The sequence below is a fragment of the Paraburkholderia sabiae genome (assembly GCF_030412785.1).
Lineage (GTDB): Bacteria > Pseudomonadota > Gammaproteobacteria > Burkholderiales > Burkholderiaceae > Paraburkholderia > Paraburkholderia sabiae.
Window position 1 is genome coordinate 3,686,579 of the sequence record NZ_CP125295.1, and the last position, 19,634, is coordinate 3,706,212.

Here is a 19,634-nt window from a genome sequence, read left to right on the forward strand (position 1 = left end):
GAAGCTTCTCCGCTGTCGAACGATATTCGCCGTGTGCACGGCGCGTCGGGTACAGCAGAGGATACAGGCAATGCATGGCTGACGCTGCGCTCGCCCAGGATGCGCAGGACGCTCACGGGACAGCCGTGAACGGAGAGGAAAATCGACTGGAAGCGCTCAGTCAGGCGCTTCGGAAACCACAATGGTGAGCGTTTTCGGGAGAAGAAAGCGCCCGGCAATTACGCCTGCTTGCGCATCGTCGGCTGGATGTCGCCGTTGGCCATGATGCGGTCGAGCCGCGCGCTCGCGTCCGTCAGCGCGCTAAGCGGCGCGCGCTGCAATTGCGCGTCGTAGGTACTGACGATGTGCGAAAACAACTCGACATGCGCGTCGTCGAGACGCCAGTCGTCGCTCGTACGGCCGCGATCGAAGGTGATGGCGAGCGCCTGATCTGCGGTGCGCAGCTGATCGTAGGTCATCTCACCGTAGCCGAGATCGCACAGGAAGCCGGTCAGCAGCATCGTCTGCGTGAGTGTTTGCGCAGCGCTCATGCTGCCGGCGCCGCGCCGCAGCGCGTCGAGTGCGATATGCACGGGCAGGATCAGCTCGACGGCCATGCTGCGCGGGATCGGCAGCAACAATGCCTTGGCCTGCCGCGCGCGCGCTGACTGATTGCTGCCGGGAAACGGAATGGTCTTGGCCATGTCGCTCGAGAAAAATTGGGAATGCTCTAGCGATAACGGCGCAAGCCGGAAAAGATTAAGGGCTGATTTGGGTAAACCGCAAACGTTTGTCGACGATCGGAAAGTTACAGGTGCTTGAAATAGAAGGTCGTGCCGCAAAACGATCCATCCGGCATCAACGCGTAATTGGGCACCGCGCCGACGCGCTGCCAGCCCGCGCGTGCGTAGACGCGCTCGGCGTCGCCACCCGTCACGGTGTCGAGCACGAGCACGGTTTTGCCTTCGTCGCGGGCCACGGCATCGGCGGCTGCCATCAACTGTTGGGCGACGCCGCGCCGGCGCGCGCGACGATGCACGAGCATCTTCGCGACATCGGCGCGATGCGGCTGGTTGTCGGGTTGCGCGAGCACCAGTTGAACCGTGCCGGCGATGCAGCCGTCCGCGTCTTCCGCGACGAGCAGCGCGCGTTCGCCGCTTTCCACGGCGCTTGCCACCATCTGCCAGAAAGCAACCGCTTTGGTGCGTTCGAGCGGCCACATGAAGCTCACCGATGCGCCGCCCGCGACGCAATCGATCAGCACATCGGCAAGACCGTCGATGCTTTGCGCGGCTTCGTGCGCGGCGAGCCGTCTTACGCGGATCGTTTCCGTCATGTGTTTCTCCGTAAAGGTGAGGGCGGCAGCGTGGTCAGCGCCACCAGATAGCGCGCCGGTTTGCGCGTCGGGTTCCGATACACGACCGGGCAATCGAGCCGCATCGTCACGCAATCGCCCGCTTCGAGCCGCCAGGTTTCGTCGCCCGCGCTGATTTCCATCGCGCCTTCGATCAGCCATATCTGCTGATGGATCTCGGCGTCGCGGGCGCCCGTCTCGTAGGCGACACGCTGCCCGGCAGGAAAGTGAACCTCCACTAACTGAAGCGGCGACGGCTGCGCGGGCGACAGGTTGCGCCGCGTGTAGCCCGATTCGGGATCGGTCCAGACAGCCTGCGTCGCGGCGCGCGCGACGGGCGAGGGCGCCTGTTCGGACGGCGCGGGCGCCTCGAACAACGACGCGAGCGTGACGCCGAGCGCGGTGGCGAGTTTGTCGAGCACGGCTGCCGTCGGACTGCTCTGCGCGCGCTCGATCAGCGAGATATTCGAGCGGCTCACGCCGCTGCGTTCGGCGAGCGCTTCCAGCGACAGGCCGTGGCCGTCGCGCAGTTCGCGCACGCGGCGCGCAATCAGCGAGTTGATGTCCATGAAATCCATAATACTGGATCAAAATTCCAGTATGGTGGATAGAGGTGCGTCGCGTCACATTCGAATGGGAGAGTGCAAACGGCTTCGGGCACAATGCCCGGACGTCCCGACTTCCTGAACCACGCGAACCCAGCGAACCCGAACGATGAGCCGTCGCCAAGCCGTCTCAAGTCAGCCGCCTAGCAGGTCGATCGGTCGAACCGTCGGCCTTGCCGCGCTCGTGCTGGCGGGCATCGTGGTCGCGTTGCTGTGCGCGGCGCTGCTCGGCGGCTGGCTGCTGCTGCGCGGCAGCCTCGCGCAACTCGACGGCACGCAGCGCGCGCCGTCGTTGTCGTCGGCGGTGACGATCGAGCGCGACGCGCTCGGCGTGCCGACCATCCACGGCGCGTCGCGCGATGACGTCGCCTACGCGACGGGCTTTCTGCACGCGCAGGATCGCTATCTGCAGATGGACCTGCTGCGGCGCGTCGCGGCGGGCGAGATGTCGGCGCTGGTCGGTCCGAACGCGCTGGAACTGGACCGGCGCAACCGACTGCATCGCTTTCGCGCCCGCGCGCATGCCGCCGTCGAAGCCATGCCCGCCGATCAGCGGCAATTGCTCGAACGCTACACGGCGGGCGTCAATGCCGGGCTGGCCGCGCTGTCGTCGCGTCCGTTCGAATACTGGATGCTGCGCACGCAGCCCGAGCCGTGGCGCGCCGAAGACTCGCTGCTCGTCGTCTACGCGATGTATTTCGATCTGCAATCGTTCGAAACGCGGCGGATTCTCGCGCGCGCCGTGCTGCGCGATCGCGTGCCCGCCGATCTGTACGCGTTCCTGCTGCCCGCCGCGAGCCACTGGGATGCGCCATTCGACAGCGCGTCGACGCCTTCCATCGAGCCCGCGCATATTCCGTCGACGCGCCCCGACTGGCTCGCCGCGCCGAAGCCCGTCAGCACCGCGCATCGCGACGCACAAGAGGACGTGAGCCAGTCGGCGATCGGCAGCAATGGCTGGGTCGTCAACGGCGCGCACAGCGCGCATGGCGGCGCGATTCTCGCGAGCGACATGCACCTCGGCCTTTCGCTGCCGAACATCTGGTATCGCGTGTCGCTGATGTGGCCTGCGAGCGACGGCCAGCCGATGCACGCGCTGACGGGCGTCAGCCTGCCCGGCGCGCCGCTCGTCATCGCGGGCAGCAACGGCAAGATCGCGTGGGGCTTCACGAACAGCTATGGCCGTTACATCGACCTGATCGAGCTGCATCGCAATTCCGCCGATCCGTTGCAATACCGCGCGCCCGATGGCAAGTGGACACGCGCTACCGTTTATCACGAACGCATCGATGTAAAGGGCGGCGCGAGCGTCGATTTTCCTGTCGCCGAAACACGCTGGGGACCGGAGCTGACGGTCGGCGCGCGCGCATACGCGTTGCGCTGGGTCGCGCACGATCGCGAAGCCGTGAACCTCAATCTGCAAAAACTCGAAGACGCGAAGACGATCGACGAAGCGCTGCACGTCGCGCAAACCAGCGGCCTGCCGACGCAGAACATCATGGTCGCCGACTCGCGCGGCAAGATCGGCTGGACGCTCGCCGGTCCGTTGCCGCAGCGCGATCGCAACGACGTTCAAAGCGGCCCCGACAGCGACGTGCCCTACGACTCGGCGACCTATAAAGGCTGGACGCACTATCTGCCGCCCGAGAAGTATCCGAAGCGTGTCGATCCGCCGCTCGGCCGCTTGTGGACGGCGAACAATCGCGTGGTGATGTCGGGCGACGCCGCGCTGATCGGCGACGCGGGCGCGGACCTCGGCGCGCGCGCCTCGCAGATTCGCGACGATCTGCTCGCCGCGCCGAGTCCCGACGAACACGCGATGCTGTCGATCCAGACCGACGACCGCGCGCAATGGATCGACGCCTGGCGGCGCGTGGCGCTCGAAGCGCTCGACGCAAGCGCGCTCGACGGACATCCGCAGCGCGCGGCGTTCCGTCAGCAACTGGTCGCGTTGAACGGGCGCGCGGATGTCGATGCCGTCGGCTACCGTCTCGTGCGCGGCTTCTTTTTCTCGCTGTACGACGCGTGGTTCGGCAGGCTCGACGCGGACCTCGCGGGCGCGATGCCGGGCGGCGGCAGCAGCAATCCGCCGCTCGGTCTGCGCGTGGCGAATTCGCGTTACGAAGCCGTGATGGAGACGCTCGCCGAGCATCACGCGTGGGTGCCGGAAGGCTTCCGCGACTGGCACTCGTTCGTGCTCGACCGTATCGACCGGACCATCGCGCAGTTGCCGGCCGATACGCCCATCGAAGAAGCGCGCTGGGGCGATCGCAATCGCGCGGCCATCGAGCATCCGTTCGCGCGCATCGTGCCGTCGTGGCTGCCGTGGGTGCGCGGCTGGCTCGGTGCGCCGCATGATCGATTGCCCGGCGATATCAACATGCCGCGCGTGCAGACGCCGAACTTCGGCGCGTCGGAGCGGATGATCGTGTCGCCGGGGCGCGAGCAGAGCGGCATCTTCGAAATGCCGGGCGGACAGTCGGGGCATCCGTTGTCGCCGTACTTTCTCGCCGGCCACGAAGCGTGGGTGCGCGGCGAGAAGACGTCGTTCCTGCCGGGCGCGCCTGTGCATCGGCTGACGCTTGGCCGCGCGGCGCAATGATTCAGTCTTGAAGGAGTGGAGTGACGGTATGGAGAAGGAACGGAGCAGCGATCTGGTTGCGGTGCGCGATCTGCTGCGGCAATTCGTCAGCGAGCGCGACTGGTCGCGCTTTCATTCGCCGAAAAATCTCGCGACGGCGCTGAGCGTCGAAGCAAGCGAACTGCTGGAGCCGTTTCAATGGTTGCAGTCCGGCGAGAAGAGCGAACTCGCTGAAGACAAGCTCACCGCGATCCGTCACGAGATGGCCGACGTGCTCGCGTATCTGGTGATGCTCGCTGATCGGCTCGATGTCGATCTGTATGCGGCCGTGCTGGAAAAGATCGAATTGAATCGCGCGAAATATCCCGCGGAGAAGGTGCGCGGCGATTCACGCAAGTACTCGGAATACGGTTCGGGTCACGAAGATTGATCGATAGGTGAGGGTTTTCGGGAGCAATAAAGCAGGCGCTTCCAGAAGCAAAAAAGCCGCCCGAAGGCGGCTTTTGCGTCAAACCGGCAATGTGCAAGAAGCTTACTGCTTCACGCCTTCAGCCTGGATATGCAGCACGGTCTTCGTGTTGAAGCCGTACGACTTGCCCCAGTCGATACCGAAGTCCGCGCGGTCGAACGTCGCCGTCGATTCCGTGCCGCACACTTCGCGCTTGAGCATCGGGTTGATGAAGCACTTGAACGATTCGATCTTCAGGTTCAGCGGCTTCGTCACGCCGTGCAGCGTCAGCGTGCCGATCACTTCGACGGGCGTGTCGCCGTCGAAACGGATCTGCGTGCCCTTGTAGGTCGCCGTCGGGTACTTCGCTGCGTCGAAGAACTCGGGCGTTTGCAGGTGCTTGTCGAGCTTGTCGTTGCCGGTGTCGATCGACGTCGCGTCGATGGTCACGTCGACGGTGCCCGTCTTCGCCGCGCGATCGAGCGTCACCGTGCCGCTCGACTTCTTGAACTTGCCGCGCCACACCGAGATGCCGCCGAAGTGGTCCGCTTCGAAGCTCGGGTAGGTGTGGTTCGGATCGAGCTGATACGTGTCGGCGGCCATTGCATTGAACGACATGCCCGCGATCAGCGCGCCCGCTGCGATCAACAGTTGTTTCTTCACGTTATTCTCCAGAGTTGATGAGTGTGCCCCGCGCGCTCAATGCTTTGCGGCGACGATGTGAAACTTGATGACGACATCGTCGGCGACCACCGACGTGTCTTTCCATTCGCCCGTGCCGACGTCGTACTGCGTGCGCTTGATGGGCAGTGAGCCGTCGAAGGTTTGCGTCGCGCCTTGCTGCGTGATCGCGACGGGCACGGTGACGGTCTGCGATTTGCCCTTGATGGTCAGTTTGCCCGTCACCTTGTACTGGTTGCCGCCCGCGGGCGCGATGGCCGTCGACACGAACGTGGCCTTCGGGAACGTCGTGCTGTCGAACCATTCCTTGCCGCGCACCTGCTTGTTGTATTCGTCGTCGCCGAGGTCGTAGCTGCCCGTGTCGATCGACAGATTCGCGCTGCCTGCCGTCGGCTTCGCGGGGTCGAAAGTCAGTTGCGCGGAGAACTTCTTGAAGGTGCCGTCGACGGGCACGTTCATCTGTTTCGATGTCGCGACGACGGTGCTCTTGCTGGCATCGACCTGTGCGAAAGCGGGCAACGCGGCAGCGAACAGAACGGCGGCGGCACCGGCCAACACGCGGCGATAAGAGTTGTTCTTCATGTTCATTCGATGATCAACGTGAAAGCGCCTTGAAACACGCGCTCATTTGAGGAAGGGAATCATGCGTGCGAGCAGTCCGTCGCGTTCGACGAACTGATGCTTGAGCGCCGCCAGCACATGCATCGCAAAGAGCGCGAGCAGCGTGTAATTCAACGCGATATGCGCGGTGCGCAAAACGGCCTTCAGCGCGTGATCGGGACCGATGATGGTCGGCAGCGGCAGTACGCCGAGATACACCACCTGCACGCCCGCAGCCGAACTGAAGAAGTAGCCGGTGAACGGAATCGCGAGCATCAGCACGTAGAGCAGCGCGTGCGTCGCGTGGGCGGCGGCTTTCTGCCATGCAGGCATCGCGGGCATCGGCGGCGCTTGATGCGTTGCGCGCCAGATGAGTCGCAGCACTGCCAGCGCGAACACCGTCACGCCGATCCACTTGTGCCACGACACGTATTTGAGCTTCGTCGGCGTGAAGCCCGGAATGTCCGTCATGATCCAGCCGAGGTAGAAGCCGCAGATCATCAGCAGCGCGATCAGCCAGTGCAGTGCAATTGCTGTGCGGCTATAGCTTCGGGATGGAACATGAGACGTCATAGGCAATCGATGACCTTCGCGTAATCGGTTCGCTGTGGAGCGCGACGCAATGACGCCGCCCTTGATTGAACGCGAATGGTAGTGGGCGAATATGCCTATGAATAGCTATGCGACAGGGAACAGATCGTTGCGACGATGTGAGCAATCGTTTAACAATTTCACGCGCGATTGCGCATCGAACGTGATGTTCGAAATCGTCCTCGCGAGTCTCCGTAACGGTGAGTTGATCCACCGCCGATGCACTCACGAATGCGCTTCAGGTGAGACTATTCGGGATCGCGTTAACGGTGAGTCGCCTTGCAACCCGCACGGCACTGTAGCGAAAGGTGAGGTTATCCGGGAGCCGCGTCCGTCGTTGCGCGCGGCTAGCCGGTGACGATCAGCAGCACGCCCGTGACGGTCAGCGCGCCGCACCAGAGCCAGTCGAAATTGATCCAGCCACGGCGCAGCATGCCGAGTCCGAGATACTGATAAGCGAGCAGCGCGATTGCGCCCGCCGTCGCGAGCGTGACGAGGGTATGCACGGCCGTCACCTGACCGACCGATTCAAGCGAACTGCCGACAGGCATGCCCGCGCCGCACAGCGGCAGCAGCGCGGGCAGCAGCATGAGGCCCGCGCCGTGCATCGTCGCCATCGCCGCCGACCACAGCGCGAGTCCGACGAAACCCGCCGTCATGCCGACGCGCACACGCTGCCGATGCCCATAGAAATGGTGATACGCGGCCCACGCAATCAGCAGCACGCCCATGAACGTCCGCAGATGCTCGGTACGCGTGAACAGCCCGAGTGCGACGGCCGACGTCGTCACGAACATCACGGCGACCGCGTGCCCGAGCGCGAGCGGCGGCAGCGCCAGCAGCACGGCCTTGCGGCTGCGCTGCTGAAGCCCGAGCGCGGCTGCGAACAGCCAGCCCATCGCGGGATTCACGCCGTGAAAAATCCCGCTGCCGATCACCGTCGCCCACACGCCGTTCATTTCAACGTTCACGGATAGCAATACGAATCCGACGACGCATCGCCACCTTCGAGCCGGATCTGATGCGGACGATGCGACTTCGGCCAGTCGACGAAAAAGTCCTTCGCAACGTTGAGGCCGCCGCTCTTGTCCGCGTTGAGACTGACCATCCAGCCGTCGAGGCCTTCCGTGTAGAACTGATCGTCGATCGCGCCGTAGAGCGAGTTGGTGAAGTACACACGGCTGCCGTCGCGGCTCACTTCGACCATCTGCGGGCCGCCGTTCAGCGGACGCTCGCCCGCCGCCGGATGCGTCGCGCGCGCGGCAATCCCGCCGATGCGCACCGTGCCCGTCAGTTCGGGCTTCGTCGGATCGGACACGTCGTATTGCCGCAGATCGCCCGTGCCCCAGCACGACACGTACAGGAAGCGGTCGTCGAGCGACAGCGCGATATCGGTGACGAGCGGCGGAACCGCGCCGAAGCCTTTGAGCATCGGCGGGAGCACGGAGGCGTCGGCGGGCTCGGCGGGAATCTCGATTATCTTGCGCGCGGCCCACTGGTCGCCGTCGCGATACCACGTCCAGATCGACGCGGACAGATCCTTGAGACTGATCACCGAATTGACGAAGCCGTACGCTTTGGTCGGATCGTGCGCGGGACGCAGTTCGAACACCAGTTGATTCTCCGCGCCGAAATCGACGACCTGCTTGTGCTTGCGCGTGTTCATGTCCCAGAAGTGCAGCCGATGCCCATACTTCCCCCCGAGCAGCACTTCCGGCACGAGCCCGTTCTCGAACGTCGCGGGCAGGCCCCATTCGCTTGTCACGACGGTGTCGTAGCCGAGGTGCCACCAGCCGTCGTACGACAGTTCCTGCGGGCCGCGGTCGATTTCCCATTGGCCGCGAATGTCGAACGTTTCGTGATCCATCAGAAAGATGCCGCCGGGCGCTTCGCCTTGCGCGTTCGCGAGCGACACCACGTAAATGCCCTGCGGTCCGCAGTGAACCGTGTGCGGGCGCGAATAGCCCGCTTTTTCCGCGACTTCCGATGGTTCGAGCACGCGCACGATCTGCGGCTTCCGCTTGTCGGGCTTCGTATCGAGAATATGGATGCGCGACGAACGCAGCCCAGGCACGACGAGATAGCGGCGCTCCGTATGTGGATGCGGCGCGTTCGGACACAGACACGAACTGCACGCGTTCCACCCGAAGTGATGCAGCTCGTCGCCCGTATTCGGCATCGGCACGCGGCCGACGATGCGGCCATATTCCGCCGAGCCCGGATCGACATCGACGACAGCGAGTTCATCGGGCGATTCGCGCGACGGATCGAAGCTCGCCACATACGCGACGGTTTCCTTCGGCGCGCTGCCGGCCATGCGCGCGGAAGGATAGAAGGTCGGATCGGGTTTCCATGTCGCCATAGCTCAGTCTCCGGAAGATGTTGCGATGCGGCACGCGAATCACGCGCATCGTTCACGAAGGACGATGCGTGCGTTTGAGCTTTTTACTGTAGGCAATTTCGCGGCGGCTTGCGGGATTGATGAGCCTTTGCGAAGCGGTACATATGCGCTCGCGCCGGTTTGGCTGCGTTAGCGTCGATTCATCATGCATGTGCACCATGCAGCTTAAAATGGCGCAATTCCGCCGCTTTTTTTCGCCGCTTTTTTTTCGCCCTATTTTTGCCACATAGCCGCACTTCGATCATGCGTTCATGGCGTCTCGACCGTCCCGTTTCGCAAGGGCAGCTGGATCTCAGCCGCGCGACGGGACTCGTGTCGTCGATCGGCAGCGACGACTCGAACGCGCTCGCCGCCGAAGTGCTGAAACTGCTCGGCGACATCGCCGCGATTTCGCAGTGCACGATCTTCGCGTACGAGTTCGGCAACCGGCCGCGCACGGTATCGGTGGCGGATCATCGCGGCGGGCGCTTTCTGCGCGATGTCGCCGATACCTACGCGCGTCATTTCTATGCGCTCGACGGCAACCAGAAGATCGTTTCATCGGCGCGCAACGACAAGCCCGGCTCGACGCTCGTGCTGCATCAGCAGACCAGCGACGACATCCTCAACGAAGCGTATCGCGCGGCGTGCTATCAGCAGCCGAACGTGTCGGACCGCGTGTCACTGCTCGTGCAGCCGACAGCCGATGTCTGGCTCTCGGTGAACCTGTATCGCGATCGCCGTTTCGGCAATTACCATCCGCGCGAAATCGCGCTGATCGAAGCGATGGCGCCGTTGATCGCGCACGCGGCGAAGCATCACTACGCGATCTGCGGCCAGCGCGACATGGCGATTTCGCATCTGATGCTCGCGCGCGTGCGCGGCCTCTGTCCCGAACTGTCGAAGCGCGAACTCGACGTGCTGACGGGCGTACTCGAAGGACGCACCGCTCAGGAAATCGGCGACACGATGGGCATCAAGGCGACGAGCGTCGTCACGTATCAGAAGCGCGCGTTCCGGCGGCTCGGCATTTCGAGCCAGCGTCAACTGTTCGCGCTGTGCATCGGGCCGGGCAAGGTCTGACGCGCGCCGCTCATTTCGTTGCTCATTTCGCTGCTCATTTCCCCGATTTATCCGCGTTTTCCCCAGGCCCGAACGACCTTCGGTTTGTACCCAAAATGAGGACAGGCGGCGCGCCGTCGCGCTCCATACTCCGACGCAAACATCGGAGACAACGGTATGGAATCCTCTTCGCAAGCCGGCGCGCTGCATGCGGCGCCCGCCACCGCGCCGCAAACACACGAACAGCCTGTGATCGCCAAAGTATCGCGGCATCTGCTGTGGTTTCTGTTCGTGCTGTTCTTCTTCTCGTTCCTCGACCGCATCAACATCGGTTTCGCCGGCCTGACGATGATGAAGGACCTCGGCCTCACGAGCACGCAGTTCGGGCTCGCGACGACGCTCTTCTACGTCGCGTACATCGCGTTCGGCATTCCGGGCAATGTCGTGCTGGCGCGCATCGGCGCACGCAAGTGGATCGGCACGATCATGATCGCGTGGGGCATTGCGTCGACGGCGACGATGTTCGCGACCAGCCCCGGCACGCTGTACGTGCTGCGCGTGCTGGTCGGCGTGACGGAAGCGGGCTTTTTGCCGGGCATTCTGCTGTATCTGACTTACTGGTTTCCGGCCGCGTATCGGGCGCGCGCCAACGCGCTCTTCATGATCGCGATGCCCGTGACGGCGGCTGTCGGTTCCGCGTTGTCGGGCTTCATTCTCGGGCTCGACGGCACGATGGGTTTGAAGGGCTGGCAATGGCTCTTCTTGCTCGAAGGCTTGCCGTCGGCGATTCTCGGTCTCGTGGTGTATGCATATCTCGACGACGGTCCGCAGCAGGCACGCTGGCTCGACGAAGAAGAAAAGCGCACGCTTGCCGCGACGCTTGCGGCCGAACATAAGCAGGACGTCACGGTGCAGACGAAAAACGGCAGCGCGCAAGGCATCGTCAGCGAATTGCTGTCGCCTGTTGTCGTGAAGTTCGCGATTGCGTACTTTTGTCTCGTGAACACGCTGGCGATGGTTGCCGTGTGGACGCCGCTGATCGTGAAAAGCTTCAGCGCGGACGCGAGCAATCGCACGATCGGCCTGCTCGCCGCGATTCCGCAGATTTGCACGATCGTCGCGATGATCTGGTGGGGACGCCGCTCGGACCGCAAGCAGGAACGCAAATGGCATCTGATGCTGCCGATGCTGTTCTCCGCCGCCGGCTGGCTGTGCACTGCTTATTCGACGAACCCGGCTGTGCGGATGCTCGGCGTGTGCCTCGCGTCGGCGGGCTCGTACACGGCGATGTCGATCTTCTGGACCACGCCCGATCACGCATTGAGTTTCCGCGCACGGGCCATCGGCATTGCCGTGATCAACGCGACGGGCAATATCAGTTCGGCGCTGAATCCGCTGATCGTCGGCTGGTTGAAGGACGCGACGCATAGCTTTACGTCGGGGCTGCTGTATTCGGCGGTGCTGCTGGTGATCGGCGTGATCGTCGTGACGCTGCTGCCGATGGACAAACGCGAAGCGCCGCGCGTACGCGCCGCTTGAAGGTATCGATTCAGGAGCATTGGATGAACAGGCAATTCAAACCGTATCCGTTCACGGCGAAGCACTACGCAGCGCGCGTGCCGCAACTGAAGCAGGGCGTCGATGCGAAGCGCCATGCGGTGACGATCGTCGGCGGCGGGCCGGTCGGTCTCGCGGTCGCGCTCGGTCTCGCGAATCACGGCGTGCCGTGCGTGCTGATCGAAGCGGACGATTCCGTCTGCTACGGCAGCCGCGCGATCTGCATTTCGCGCCGCAGTCTGGAGATCATCGAACGCCTTGGCGCCGTCGATGGTTTTCTAAAGACGGGCTTGCCGTGGACGGGCGGACGCAGCTTCTATCGCGACACGGAAGTGCTGCACTTCACGATGCCGCAAGACGAAAACCAGAAGCTGCCGCCGATGGTGAACCTCGCGCAATATCACATCGAACAGTTTCTGCTCGATGCAGCGGAAAAGCGCGCCGATCTGATCGATATCAGATGGCAAACGCGCGTGACGTCGATCGATTCGCGCGACGACGGCGCGACGCTGCAACTCACCACGCCCGACGGCGACTACGCGCTCGAAACCGATTGGGTCGTGGCCGCCGACGGCGGCCGCAGCGCGATCCGCGAAGCGCTCGGTTTGCAGTTGCAGGGCACGAGTTACGAAGGCCGCTATGTGATCGTCGATATCGAACTGCAAAGCGATCGGCCGACGGAACGTCTCGCGTATTTCGATCCTTCGTCGAATCCGGGTTCGACGGTGCTCGTGCATAAACAGCCGGATAACGTGTGGCGCATCGACTATCAGCTGCGCGACGGCGAGGACGCGGAACAGGCCGTGAAGCCCGAAAACGTGATGCCGCGCGTGCAAAGCCTGCTCGACATGATGGGTGAGAAGGGCGAATGGTCGCCCATCTGGATCACGATCTACAAGGCGAATGCGCTGACGCTCGAACGTTATCGACACGACCGCGTGATGTTCGCGGGCGACGCCGCGCATCTCGTCCCCATCTTCGGCGTGCGCGGCGCGAATTCGGGTATCGACGACGCGGACAACATCGCGTGGAAACTCGCGTTCGTCGTCAAAGGGCTGGCGTCGGCGTCGCTGCTCGACAGCTATTCCGACGAGCGCGTCGCGGCCACGCACGAGAACCTGAGCTACGGCACGAAGAGTACCGAATTCATGGCGCCGCCGTCGTTCGCATTCGATCTGATGCGCAAGGCCGTGTTGAGCCTGGCCGTGAAGCATCCGGGCGTGCGCTCGCTGATCAATCCGCGGCAGACGTCGGCGATCACGTATGTACATTCGCCGCTGAATGTCGCCGATAGCGATGTGTTTGCGTCGGGGCCGATGCCGGGCGCGGTACTCGCCGAGTATCCGTTGACGATCGCCGAAGGCGGGCATGCGCGCGAAGCGCATCTGACGGATCTAGTCGGCGTGCGCTTTACCGCACTGTATTTCAGTGAAGAGGCCGAGGTGCCCGACAGTTTCAACGCGCTCGTCCCCGCGATGCGCGAGCGCGATGTGCCGTTCAAGATGGTGCCGCTGAGCGCGCGTCTGAATCCGCAAGCGAAGGGCGTGCACGCGTGGGATCACACGGGCCGCATCTTCGAACGATACGACGCAAAGCCGGGCACCGTGTATCTGGTGCGCCCGGATGGGCATGTGCTCGGGCGCTGGCGTGATGCCAGTGCAGCGGATATCGAAGCGGCGATCACGCGCGCGCTCGCTTGACGAACGAATCTACGAATGGAGAACGCAATGACCGATGCAGAACTCGACGCCGTCTACACGCGGCTATGCAAGACGATGACTGAACTCGGCGAGGCGAGCGCGCCGCTGTTTCTTGCGCGCTTCGCGCTGCTCGCGATCGAGAAGATTGGCGATGCCGATGTGTCGTTAGGATTGGTCGATGCGGCGAGAGATGGCGCTGGCGAGTAGCGCTCGCGTTACTCGGAATCGCGGTTTTCGCCGGCCGCGAGTTCCCTGATCAACGCATCAACAGCAACATACAGATCCTCGACGACCTTCGCGCCGACCTGCTTTTCCAGCGCCTGATACTCCGCCTCCAGCAGCGGCTTCATCCGCTCGACGACTTCCGCGCTCTGCGCCGTCAGCGACACGCGCACGCGTCGCTGGTCGTCTTCGAAGCGTTCTTTCGTCACGTGGCCGAGATCTTCCATCCGCGCGAGCACGCCAGCGAGACTCGGACTCGAAATCGTGCACAGCGCGCACAACTGCCGCGGTTCCAGCGGACCGTTTTCATGCAGCGCGCGAATGATGCGCCACTGCTGTTCGGTGAGCCCTTGCGCCGTCAGCAGCGGACGAAAGCGCGCCATCATGAGTTCGCGCGCGCGCAGCAGCAGCATCGGCAGATTGCGATGCATCGCGGGAATGGCAGTGCGGGAGCGGGACGTCACCATCGAATCGAAGCCTGAAAAAAGCGATTCGCTAGCATATAAGCAAATCGCCTCCGACGACAGTCGCGCACTACGGCTTTTCTTTAGTGCGCCTGGTGTTTCCGAAGGCTTCGGCGGAATTTTGACGCTGGCTAGAATGAGAAAGCTGTCAGGAGACGGCATCTCGGGAAAACAGGTCGACTGTCGCGTGCAGCCGACGAAAGTGCCCAGGAGAAACCCTCGGAAGCATTTTCCCGACCGCTCGGTCGGTTTATCCTACGCACCCCGGCGTATTTTTTTGAGATTGAGGACACCCGTGTACGTCCATCACCAGTTCTTCGACGATGCCGATGCCCACGCGGCCGCGCTGCGGGGTTGGGATCAGCGTTACGACCAGATCGGCTCCGGCGCGTTTCGCAGCGCGGTGAAGCAAATCGCGCTGGACGGCGTGCAGATCTTCCACGAGTCGGCCAATTTGCGCGTCGTGCAGCGTGGGCAACTACCCGAGAAGCACGTGATTTTCGGCATTCCGCTCACGGGCGGCGGCGCGTTTTCGTTCGGCGGCGTGCGGATCGATCGCGGCGGCTTCGTGATGGCGCAGGGCGGCATGCCGTTCGAATTCCATTCGCCCGATGACATGGCGCTGATCGGCGTCGTCATCGATTCCGACATGCTGCAAGGTGTCGCCGATTGCGCGGGCGTCGATCTCGACGACAGTCTGTTTCGCCGGACCGTGATCGACATTCCGAACGCCGCGTGCACGCGCGCGGGCGTGCAACTCGCGACGCTGATCGAGCGCGTGCTCGCGCAACCCGCCGGTTTCGACGACCTGCACGCGCAGCGCGCGGTGCGCAATCAGGTGAATGAGGCGCTCGTCGATCTGCTCGCGTATCACGTGCCCGCGTCATCGAACCGGCTGACGTATGCGTGTCAGGCCGATATCGTGCGACGCATTCATGACTTCGTGATCAATCATCCCGAAGAGCCGTTCGATATTCAGAGTCTCTGCACGCAGTTACGCGTGAGTCGTCGCACGGTGCAGAACAGCTTTCAGGCAGTCGTGCAAACCAATCCGCTGACATACGTGCGCTCGTTGCGGCTTGCACAGGTGCGGCGTCTGCTGCTCGATACGCGACAGTCGGATCTGTCCGTCAGCGATGCCGCCGCGCAGTGGGGCTTCGTGCATCTCGGCCATTTCGCCAATGCGTACAAGGCGCAGTTCGGCGAGTTGCCTTCGCATACGGCGCGCAGAACATCGCGTGTGAGCATCGCGCGCTGAATCGTCAGAACCGCGGCATTCAATCGGCAAAAAGAAAAAAATCCGCGTTCGCGAGAACGCGGATCTAAAGGCACGCTTGAGCGGAGACTGCAAGCGGCTTGATCGTCACACCCGTGACGAGGAGGTAGCCAGGATTGCGCTTACGCGTGGTTGTGCGCCGGATTGCGGCACACGCCCGCTTGCACGTTCGAATCGTTCCATGCCGAACCGAGGATGATGCTGCAGAAGTTCAGGCGCTTGTATTCGGGGTCTTTCAGCGCGAGCACGTCGGCCTTGACGTTGCCGAACGTCGTCAGCGGCTTGTGCTTCGTGCCGTTCGCGAAGGCATCGATGATGTTTTCCTTGAAGTTCTCGCCACGCGGATGCGCCGCGACAACGAGCTTGCGGTCGTCGGTCGAGAACTCGTCGTAGGCGAGACCCAGCACGTCCATTTCGACGCCCGCCGTCACCAGCGCGACGACCGGCTTCTTGTACTGCGGGATGCCCGGCGTCGTATGCAGCGCGATCGCGTCCCACACCATGTCGATGTCGTTTTCGCCGATGCCATAGCCCTGCAGAAAATTGCGCGCGGCATTTGCGCCGTCCACTTCGAAGCGATCGTGTGCGCTGCTGTATTTCTGCATCAGGCCCATGTCATGGAACATCGCGCCGATGTACAGCAACTCCGGGTCGTACTTCAGCTGCTTGCGCTCGCCCGTCAGCGCGCCGAACAGAAACACTCGACGCGAGTGGTGATAGAGCAGATCGGTTTCGGTGTCGCGCACGAGTTGCGTCGCTTCGCGCGCCATCTTGCTGTCGGGGATCTTGATGCCTGCGATGATTTCGCTCATTTCGGTTCTCCAGAACGTGATCGACGGTGGCCGTTCGCTGTTTCGAAGTGTGCGATCGGCGGGTGATCAAAGTGTAGGGAGAGCCCTTGCGCGCGGCAAAAGCATTGATACGCGAGATGCTGCCAACCGCGCGCGGTTTTCTGCCAACGCCGCGGAGAAGCGCTGAGGTGAGGGTTTTCGGGAGACTCGCGTATGTGACTTATGCCTGAACGTTTCGTGCGCGCACCGTGCGCGTGTACGACGCGATCATCGTCGCGAGTTCCTGCGCGGCAGGCGTGAGCGGCGCGGCGGCGCGCTGCAATACGCAGACGTCCTGTGCGGCGACGCGTTCGCGCACGTCGATCGCGGTCAGCACGCGCGCGAACGGCCCGCGCTTCGTCACGACAGCCGCTTCGAGCGACAGACAATCCGACTCGCTCACCAGATGCAGCGACTCGAACAGCCCTTCGACCGTCGACACGATGCGCGGCGGCGCAAGACGATGGCTCTTGAACAGATCGTTGAGACGATGCGCGTGCGGGTCGTCGGTGAGATTCGGCGAGCGCGTCGCGATCCACGAGCAGTCCGCGAGTTCGGCCAGCGACTTCGCATGCGCCATCGGATGTCCGCGCCTGCATACGACGACGGGATCGGACGGATATAGCTTCGTGACGAAGAGATCGGTCGTGTCCGTGTGCTTCGAGACGAGCGCGACGGCGAAATCGAGCGTGCCTTCGCGGATCCACTGAATCATCATCCGCGACGTGCCCGTGCGCATATGCACGTCGACGCGCGGAAAGCGCTCGCGAAACTCCGTCAGCACGGGCGCGCCGGCGTCGATCAGCGGCTCGGTCGTCATGCCGAACGTGACCTGTCCCGTGTATTCGCCGCGCAGTTGCTGCGCTTCGTGTTCGGCGCGCGCGCATTCGCCGAGGATCGTCGCCGCACGTTGCAGCATGCGCTGCCCGAGCGCGGTGAGCGCGATGCCGCGATTCGTGCGCGTGAAAAGCGTCGCGCCGAGCATCGCCTCGAGATTCTGCAATTGCTGCGTGACGCCGCTTTGCGCGATGCCGAGTGCCCGCGACGCGGCGCGGATACTGCCGTGCTCGGCGACGGCGGTGAAGACGCGGAGTTGTGAAATGGTCAGGGCCATCGTCAAGGGCGGCGCGCGGGCGGGTGATCTGGAAAAGTGATCATGATAGACAGATTTGCACTTTTTTGGATCACTAGCGCATCGTAGGATCAGTCGGGAATGCTCCTGTCACAGCCGACCAATTGAGCCCGTTAGCCATGAAGACTCCGCTGATCCTTCTCCTTGCCGCCTTGGGTTTTGCCAGCCACGGCGCGTTCGCGCGCAACACCGATACGGTTCGTCTAGGCATCGACCCGACTTATCCGCCGATGGATGCGAAATCGCCCGATGGCAGTCTCAAAGGCTTCGACGTCGATCTCGGCAATGAAATCTGCAAGCGCATTCACGCGCGCTGCGAGTGGGTCGAGCTGGAGTTCTCCGGGATGATTCCGGCGCTTCAGGCGCGCAAGATCGACGCGATCATGTCGTCGATGGCGATTACCGCGAAGCGCGAGCAGCAGATTCTGTTTTCGTCGAAGCTGTTTCAGTTCAAGTCGCGGCTCGTCGCAAAACAGGGCTCGGGGCTGAACGGCAGCGCGCCTGCAACGCTTGCCGGCAAGCAGATCGGCGTACAGACGGGCACGCAGTTCGAGTCGTTCGCACAGTCGCACTGGGCGCCCGCAGGCGTGCATGTGGTCGCGTACAAAGGCCAGGACGAAGTGTTCAGCGATCTGGTCAACGGACGCCTGGACGGCGCGCTGCTCGGTACGGTCGAAGCCGACTACGGCTTCCTGCGCACGCCGCAAGGCAAGGGCTATTCGTTCGTCGGCGAGCCGCTCGACATGGGCGATCGCGGCGTGGGCATCGGTCTGCGCAAGGACGAAGCCGCATTGCAGACGTCGATCAATACGGCTATCGCCTCGATGCGCAAAGACGGCACCTACGCGCAGATCGCGCACAAATATTTCGACTTCGATCCGTACGGTAACTGATTGGCTTGTCTGATCGCGTTACCCATTCGAACGTTATCCAGAAGAGTCACATGAACAGGCAATCGATTCCGCTTCTCTCGCCCGCCGTCGGCACGTCACGCGAACTCGTCGCGTTTCATTTCGGCCCGCAAAACAGCGGACAAAAGATTTATATCCAGGCGTCGCTGCACGCCGACGAAACGCCCGCAATGCTGACCACGGTGCTGCTCAAGCGGCGTCTCGTCGAACTCGAAGCGCAAGGCTTGCTGAAAGCCGAAATCGTGCTCGTGCCTGTGGCGAATCCCGTCGGCCTCGCGCAGAACGTGCTGGGCCAGTTCCTCGGGCGCTTCGAGGCGGCAAGCGGCAAGAACTTCAACCGGCATTTCATGCAGTTCACGCGGCTGCTGGATCGCGCGAAAGATCGGCTCGGTTCCGACGCGCACGAAAACCGCAATCTGATCCGCGAGCTTGTGCGCGAACAGATCGATGCGCAAAAGCCGCTCACCGAATACGAGTCGCTGCAACTGGCGTTGCTGAAGCTGTCGCATGACGCCGACGTCGTGATCGATCTGCATTGTTCGCTCGAAGCCGTGATGCATGTGTATACCAGCGAAGCGGGCTGGCCGGAAGTCGAGCCGCTCGCGCGCTATCTGCGCTCGGAAGCATCGTTGCTCGCGACGGATTCGGGCGGCCAGGCGTTCGACGAAACGCATAGCCTGTTGTGGTGGCACCTCCAGCAGAACATGCCCGCAGGCAAGCCGGTGCCGACGGGCACGGTTGCCGTGACGATCGAATGTCGCGGACAGCGTGATGTTTCGTATGAAGTCGCGCAGCAGGATGCCGATGCGCTCACCGACTATCTGACCTATCGCAAGGCGATCGAGGGCAGCGCGAAGCCGCTGCCGGAACTGCCGACGCCTGCCACGCCGCTCGCGGGCAGCGAGCAGTTCTATGCGCCTGTCAGCGGCATCCTCGTGCATCGCGTGAAGATCGGCGACTGGATTCGCGCCGGCGATGCGTTGTTCGACATCATCGATCCGTTGACGGACGAAACGACGACGATCACGAGCAACACGGAAGGCGTGCTTTATATGCGGCGCGCGATTCGTTTCGTGACGGCGGGTGCGCCGCTGGGCCGCGTGACGGGCAATAAGCCGATTCGTACTGGCGTGTTGCTGGGCGCGTGAAGTGGCGTTCGCCGGGGCCGGGGCGGCGAGTTTGCGCGCATAAACTCTGCGGACGGCCGCCGCTCAAGCATGCCGGTTTAGGCGCATAAACTCACCGAGCCCAGCGGCGCGAC

Annotated in this window: 20 protein-coding genes; 9 read left to right on the forward strand and 11 right to left on the reverse strand. The window is 63.1% G+C overall.

Features of this window, described 5'->3' with window-relative positions; all coding sequences use genetic code 11:
• Positions 1-218 precede the first annotated feature (218 nt).
• The 3 genes from QEN71_RS16630 to QEN71_RS16640 form a co-directional block, all read right to left on the reverse strand.
• Positions 219-683 (reverse strand): hypothetical protein, encoded by a 465-nt coding sequence (locus QEN71_RS16630; protein ID WP_201648421.1) that lies wholly within the window; start codon positions 681-683, stop codon positions 219-221.
• Between the two features lie 104 nt (positions 684-787).
• Complete coding sequence (locus tag QEN71_RS16635; protein ID WP_201648420.1) at positions 788-1,315, reverse strand: GNAT family N-acetyltransferase; 528 nt, start codon at positions 1,313-1,315, stop codon at positions 788-790.
• The gene (locus tag QEN71_RS16640) at positions 1,312-1,902 is read right to left on the reverse strand and encodes a helix-turn-helix domain-containing protein (RefSeq protein ID WP_201648419.1); all 591 of its coding nucleotides are present in this window, start codon (positions 1,900-1,902) and stop codon (positions 1,312-1,314) included. Before QEN71_RS16640 ends, QEN71_RS16635 begins: the two co-directional genes overlap by 4 nt.
• A 145-nt stretch (positions 1,903-2,047) precedes the next feature.
• Here QEN71_RS16640 and QEN71_RS16645 point away from each other — a divergent pair, with 145 nt between their 5' ends.
• Both QEN71_RS16645 and QEN71_RS16650 read left to right on the forward strand, forming a co-directional pair.
• Complete coding sequence (locus tag QEN71_RS16645; protein ID WP_201648418.1) at positions 2,048-4,540, forward strand: penicillin acylase family protein; 2,493 nt, start codon at positions 2,048-2,050, stop codon at positions 4,538-4,540.
• 28 nt (positions 4,541-4,568) lie between these two features.
• A complete protein-coding gene (locus tag QEN71_RS16650) occupies positions 4,569-4,949 on the forward strand; it encodes a nucleotide pyrophosphohydrolase (protein WP_201648417.1) in 381 nt (126 codons plus the stop codon).
• A 102-nt stretch (positions 4,950-5,051) separates the two neighbouring features.
• Here QEN71_RS16650 and QEN71_RS16655 read toward each other — a convergent pair whose 3' ends face one another.
• The 5 genes from QEN71_RS16655 to QEN71_RS16675 form a co-directional block, all read right to left on the reverse strand.
• Positions 5,052-5,630 (reverse strand): YceI family protein, encoded by a 579-nt coding sequence (locus QEN71_RS16655; RefSeq protein ID WP_201648416.1) that lies wholly within the window; start codon positions 5,628-5,630, stop codon positions 5,052-5,054.
• A gap of 36 nt (positions 5,631-5,666) precedes the next feature.
• The gene (locus tag QEN71_RS16660; protein WP_201648415.1) at positions 5,667-6,230 is read right to left on the reverse strand and encodes a YceI family protein; all 564 of its coding nucleotides are present in this window, start codon (positions 6,228-6,230) and stop codon (positions 5,667-5,669) included.
• A 42-nt stretch (positions 6,231-6,272) separates the two neighbouring features.
• A complete protein-coding gene (locus tag QEN71_RS16665; protein WP_201648414.1) occupies positions 6,273-6,821 on the reverse strand; it encodes a cytochrome b in 549 nt (182 codons plus the stop codon).
• A 365-nt stretch (positions 6,822-7,186) separates the two neighbouring features.
• Positions 7,187-7,798 (reverse strand): hypothetical protein, encoded by a 612-nt coding sequence (locus QEN71_RS16670; RefSeq protein WP_201648413.1) that lies wholly within the window; start codon positions 7,796-7,798, stop codon positions 7,187-7,189.
• 8 nt (positions 7,799-7,806) lie between these two features.
• Complete coding sequence (locus QEN71_RS16675; RefSeq protein WP_201648412.1) at positions 7,807-9,201, reverse strand: selenium-binding family protein; 1,395 nt, start codon at positions 9,199-9,201, stop codon at positions 7,807-7,809.
• 282 nt (positions 9,202-9,483) lie between these two features.
• On the opposite strand from QEN71_RS16675, the gene QEN71_RS16680 reads away from it, so the two are divergent.
• The 4 genes from QEN71_RS16680 (at position 9,484) to QEN71_RS16695 (ending at position 13,745) form a co-directional block, all read left to right on the forward strand.
• Positions 9,484-10,302, forward strand: a complete 819-nt coding sequence (locus QEN71_RS16680; protein ID WP_201648411.1) for a helix-turn-helix transcriptional regulator — start codon at positions 9,484-9,486, stop codon at positions 10,300-10,302.
• 156 nt (positions 10,303-10,458) lie between these two features.
• A complete protein-coding gene (locus QEN71_RS16685; protein ID WP_201648410.1) occupies positions 10,459-11,820 on the forward strand; it encodes an MFS transporter in 1,362 nt (453 codons plus the stop codon).
• A 23-nt stretch (positions 11,821-11,843) separates the two neighbouring features.
• Entirely contained in the window at positions 11,844-13,538 is a 1,695-nt protein-coding gene (locus tag QEN71_RS16690) for an FAD-dependent oxidoreductase (RefSeq protein WP_201648409.1), read from the forward strand.
• A gap of 27 nt (positions 13,539-13,565) precedes the next feature.
• Positions 13,566-13,745, forward strand: a complete 180-nt coding sequence (locus QEN71_RS16695; RefSeq protein WP_201648408.1) for a DUF2783 domain-containing protein — start codon at positions 13,566-13,568, stop codon at positions 13,743-13,745.
• Positions 13,746-13,753: 8 nt separating this feature from the next.
• Here the strand turns inward: QEN71_RS16695 and hpaR are convergent, their stop codons facing one another.
• Positions 13,754-14,227: a homoprotocatechuate degradation operon regulator HpaR gene (gene hpaR, locus QEN71_RS16700; RefSeq protein ID WP_201648407.1), complete on the reverse strand. Its 474-nt coding sequence runs from the start codon at positions 14,225-14,227 to the stop codon at positions 13,754-13,756.
• Positions 14,228-14,519: 292 nt separating this feature from the next.
• Between hpaR and QEN71_RS16705 the strand changes: the two genes are divergently transcribed.
• A complete protein-coding gene (locus QEN71_RS16705) occupies positions 14,520-15,482 on the forward strand; it encodes a helix-turn-helix domain-containing protein (protein WP_201648406.1) in 963 nt (320 codons plus the stop codon).
• Positions 15,483-15,622: 140 nt separating this feature from the next.
• On the opposite strand, the gene QEN71_RS16710 is transcribed toward QEN71_RS16705, so the two are convergent.
• Positions 15,623-16,312: an HD domain-containing protein gene (locus QEN71_RS16710; RefSeq protein WP_201648405.1), complete on the reverse strand. Its 690-nt coding sequence runs from the start codon at positions 16,310-16,312 to the stop codon at positions 15,623-15,625.
• A 199-nt stretch (positions 16,313-16,511) separates the two neighbouring features.
• Positions 16,512-17,444: a LysR substrate-binding domain-containing protein gene (locus tag QEN71_RS16715; RefSeq protein WP_201648404.1), complete on the reverse strand. Its 933-nt coding sequence runs from the start codon at positions 17,442-17,444 to the stop codon at positions 16,512-16,514.
• Between the two features lie 137 nt (positions 17,445-17,581).
• On the opposite strand from QEN71_RS16715, the gene QEN71_RS16720 reads away from it, so the two are divergent.
• Together QEN71_RS16720 and QEN71_RS16725 are read left to right on the forward strand one after the other, a co-directional pair.
• Complete coding sequence (locus QEN71_RS16720) at positions 17,582-18,355, forward strand: transporter substrate-binding domain-containing protein (RefSeq protein WP_201648403.1); 774 nt, start codon at positions 17,582-17,584, stop codon at positions 18,353-18,355.
• Between the two features lie 50 nt (positions 18,356-18,405).
• Complete coding sequence (locus tag QEN71_RS16725; protein ID WP_201648402.1) at positions 18,406-19,521, forward strand: succinylglutamate desuccinylase/aspartoacylase family protein; 1,116 nt, start codon at positions 18,406-18,408, stop codon at positions 19,519-19,521.
• The last annotated feature ends 113 nt before the right edge of the window (positions 19,522-19,634 follow it).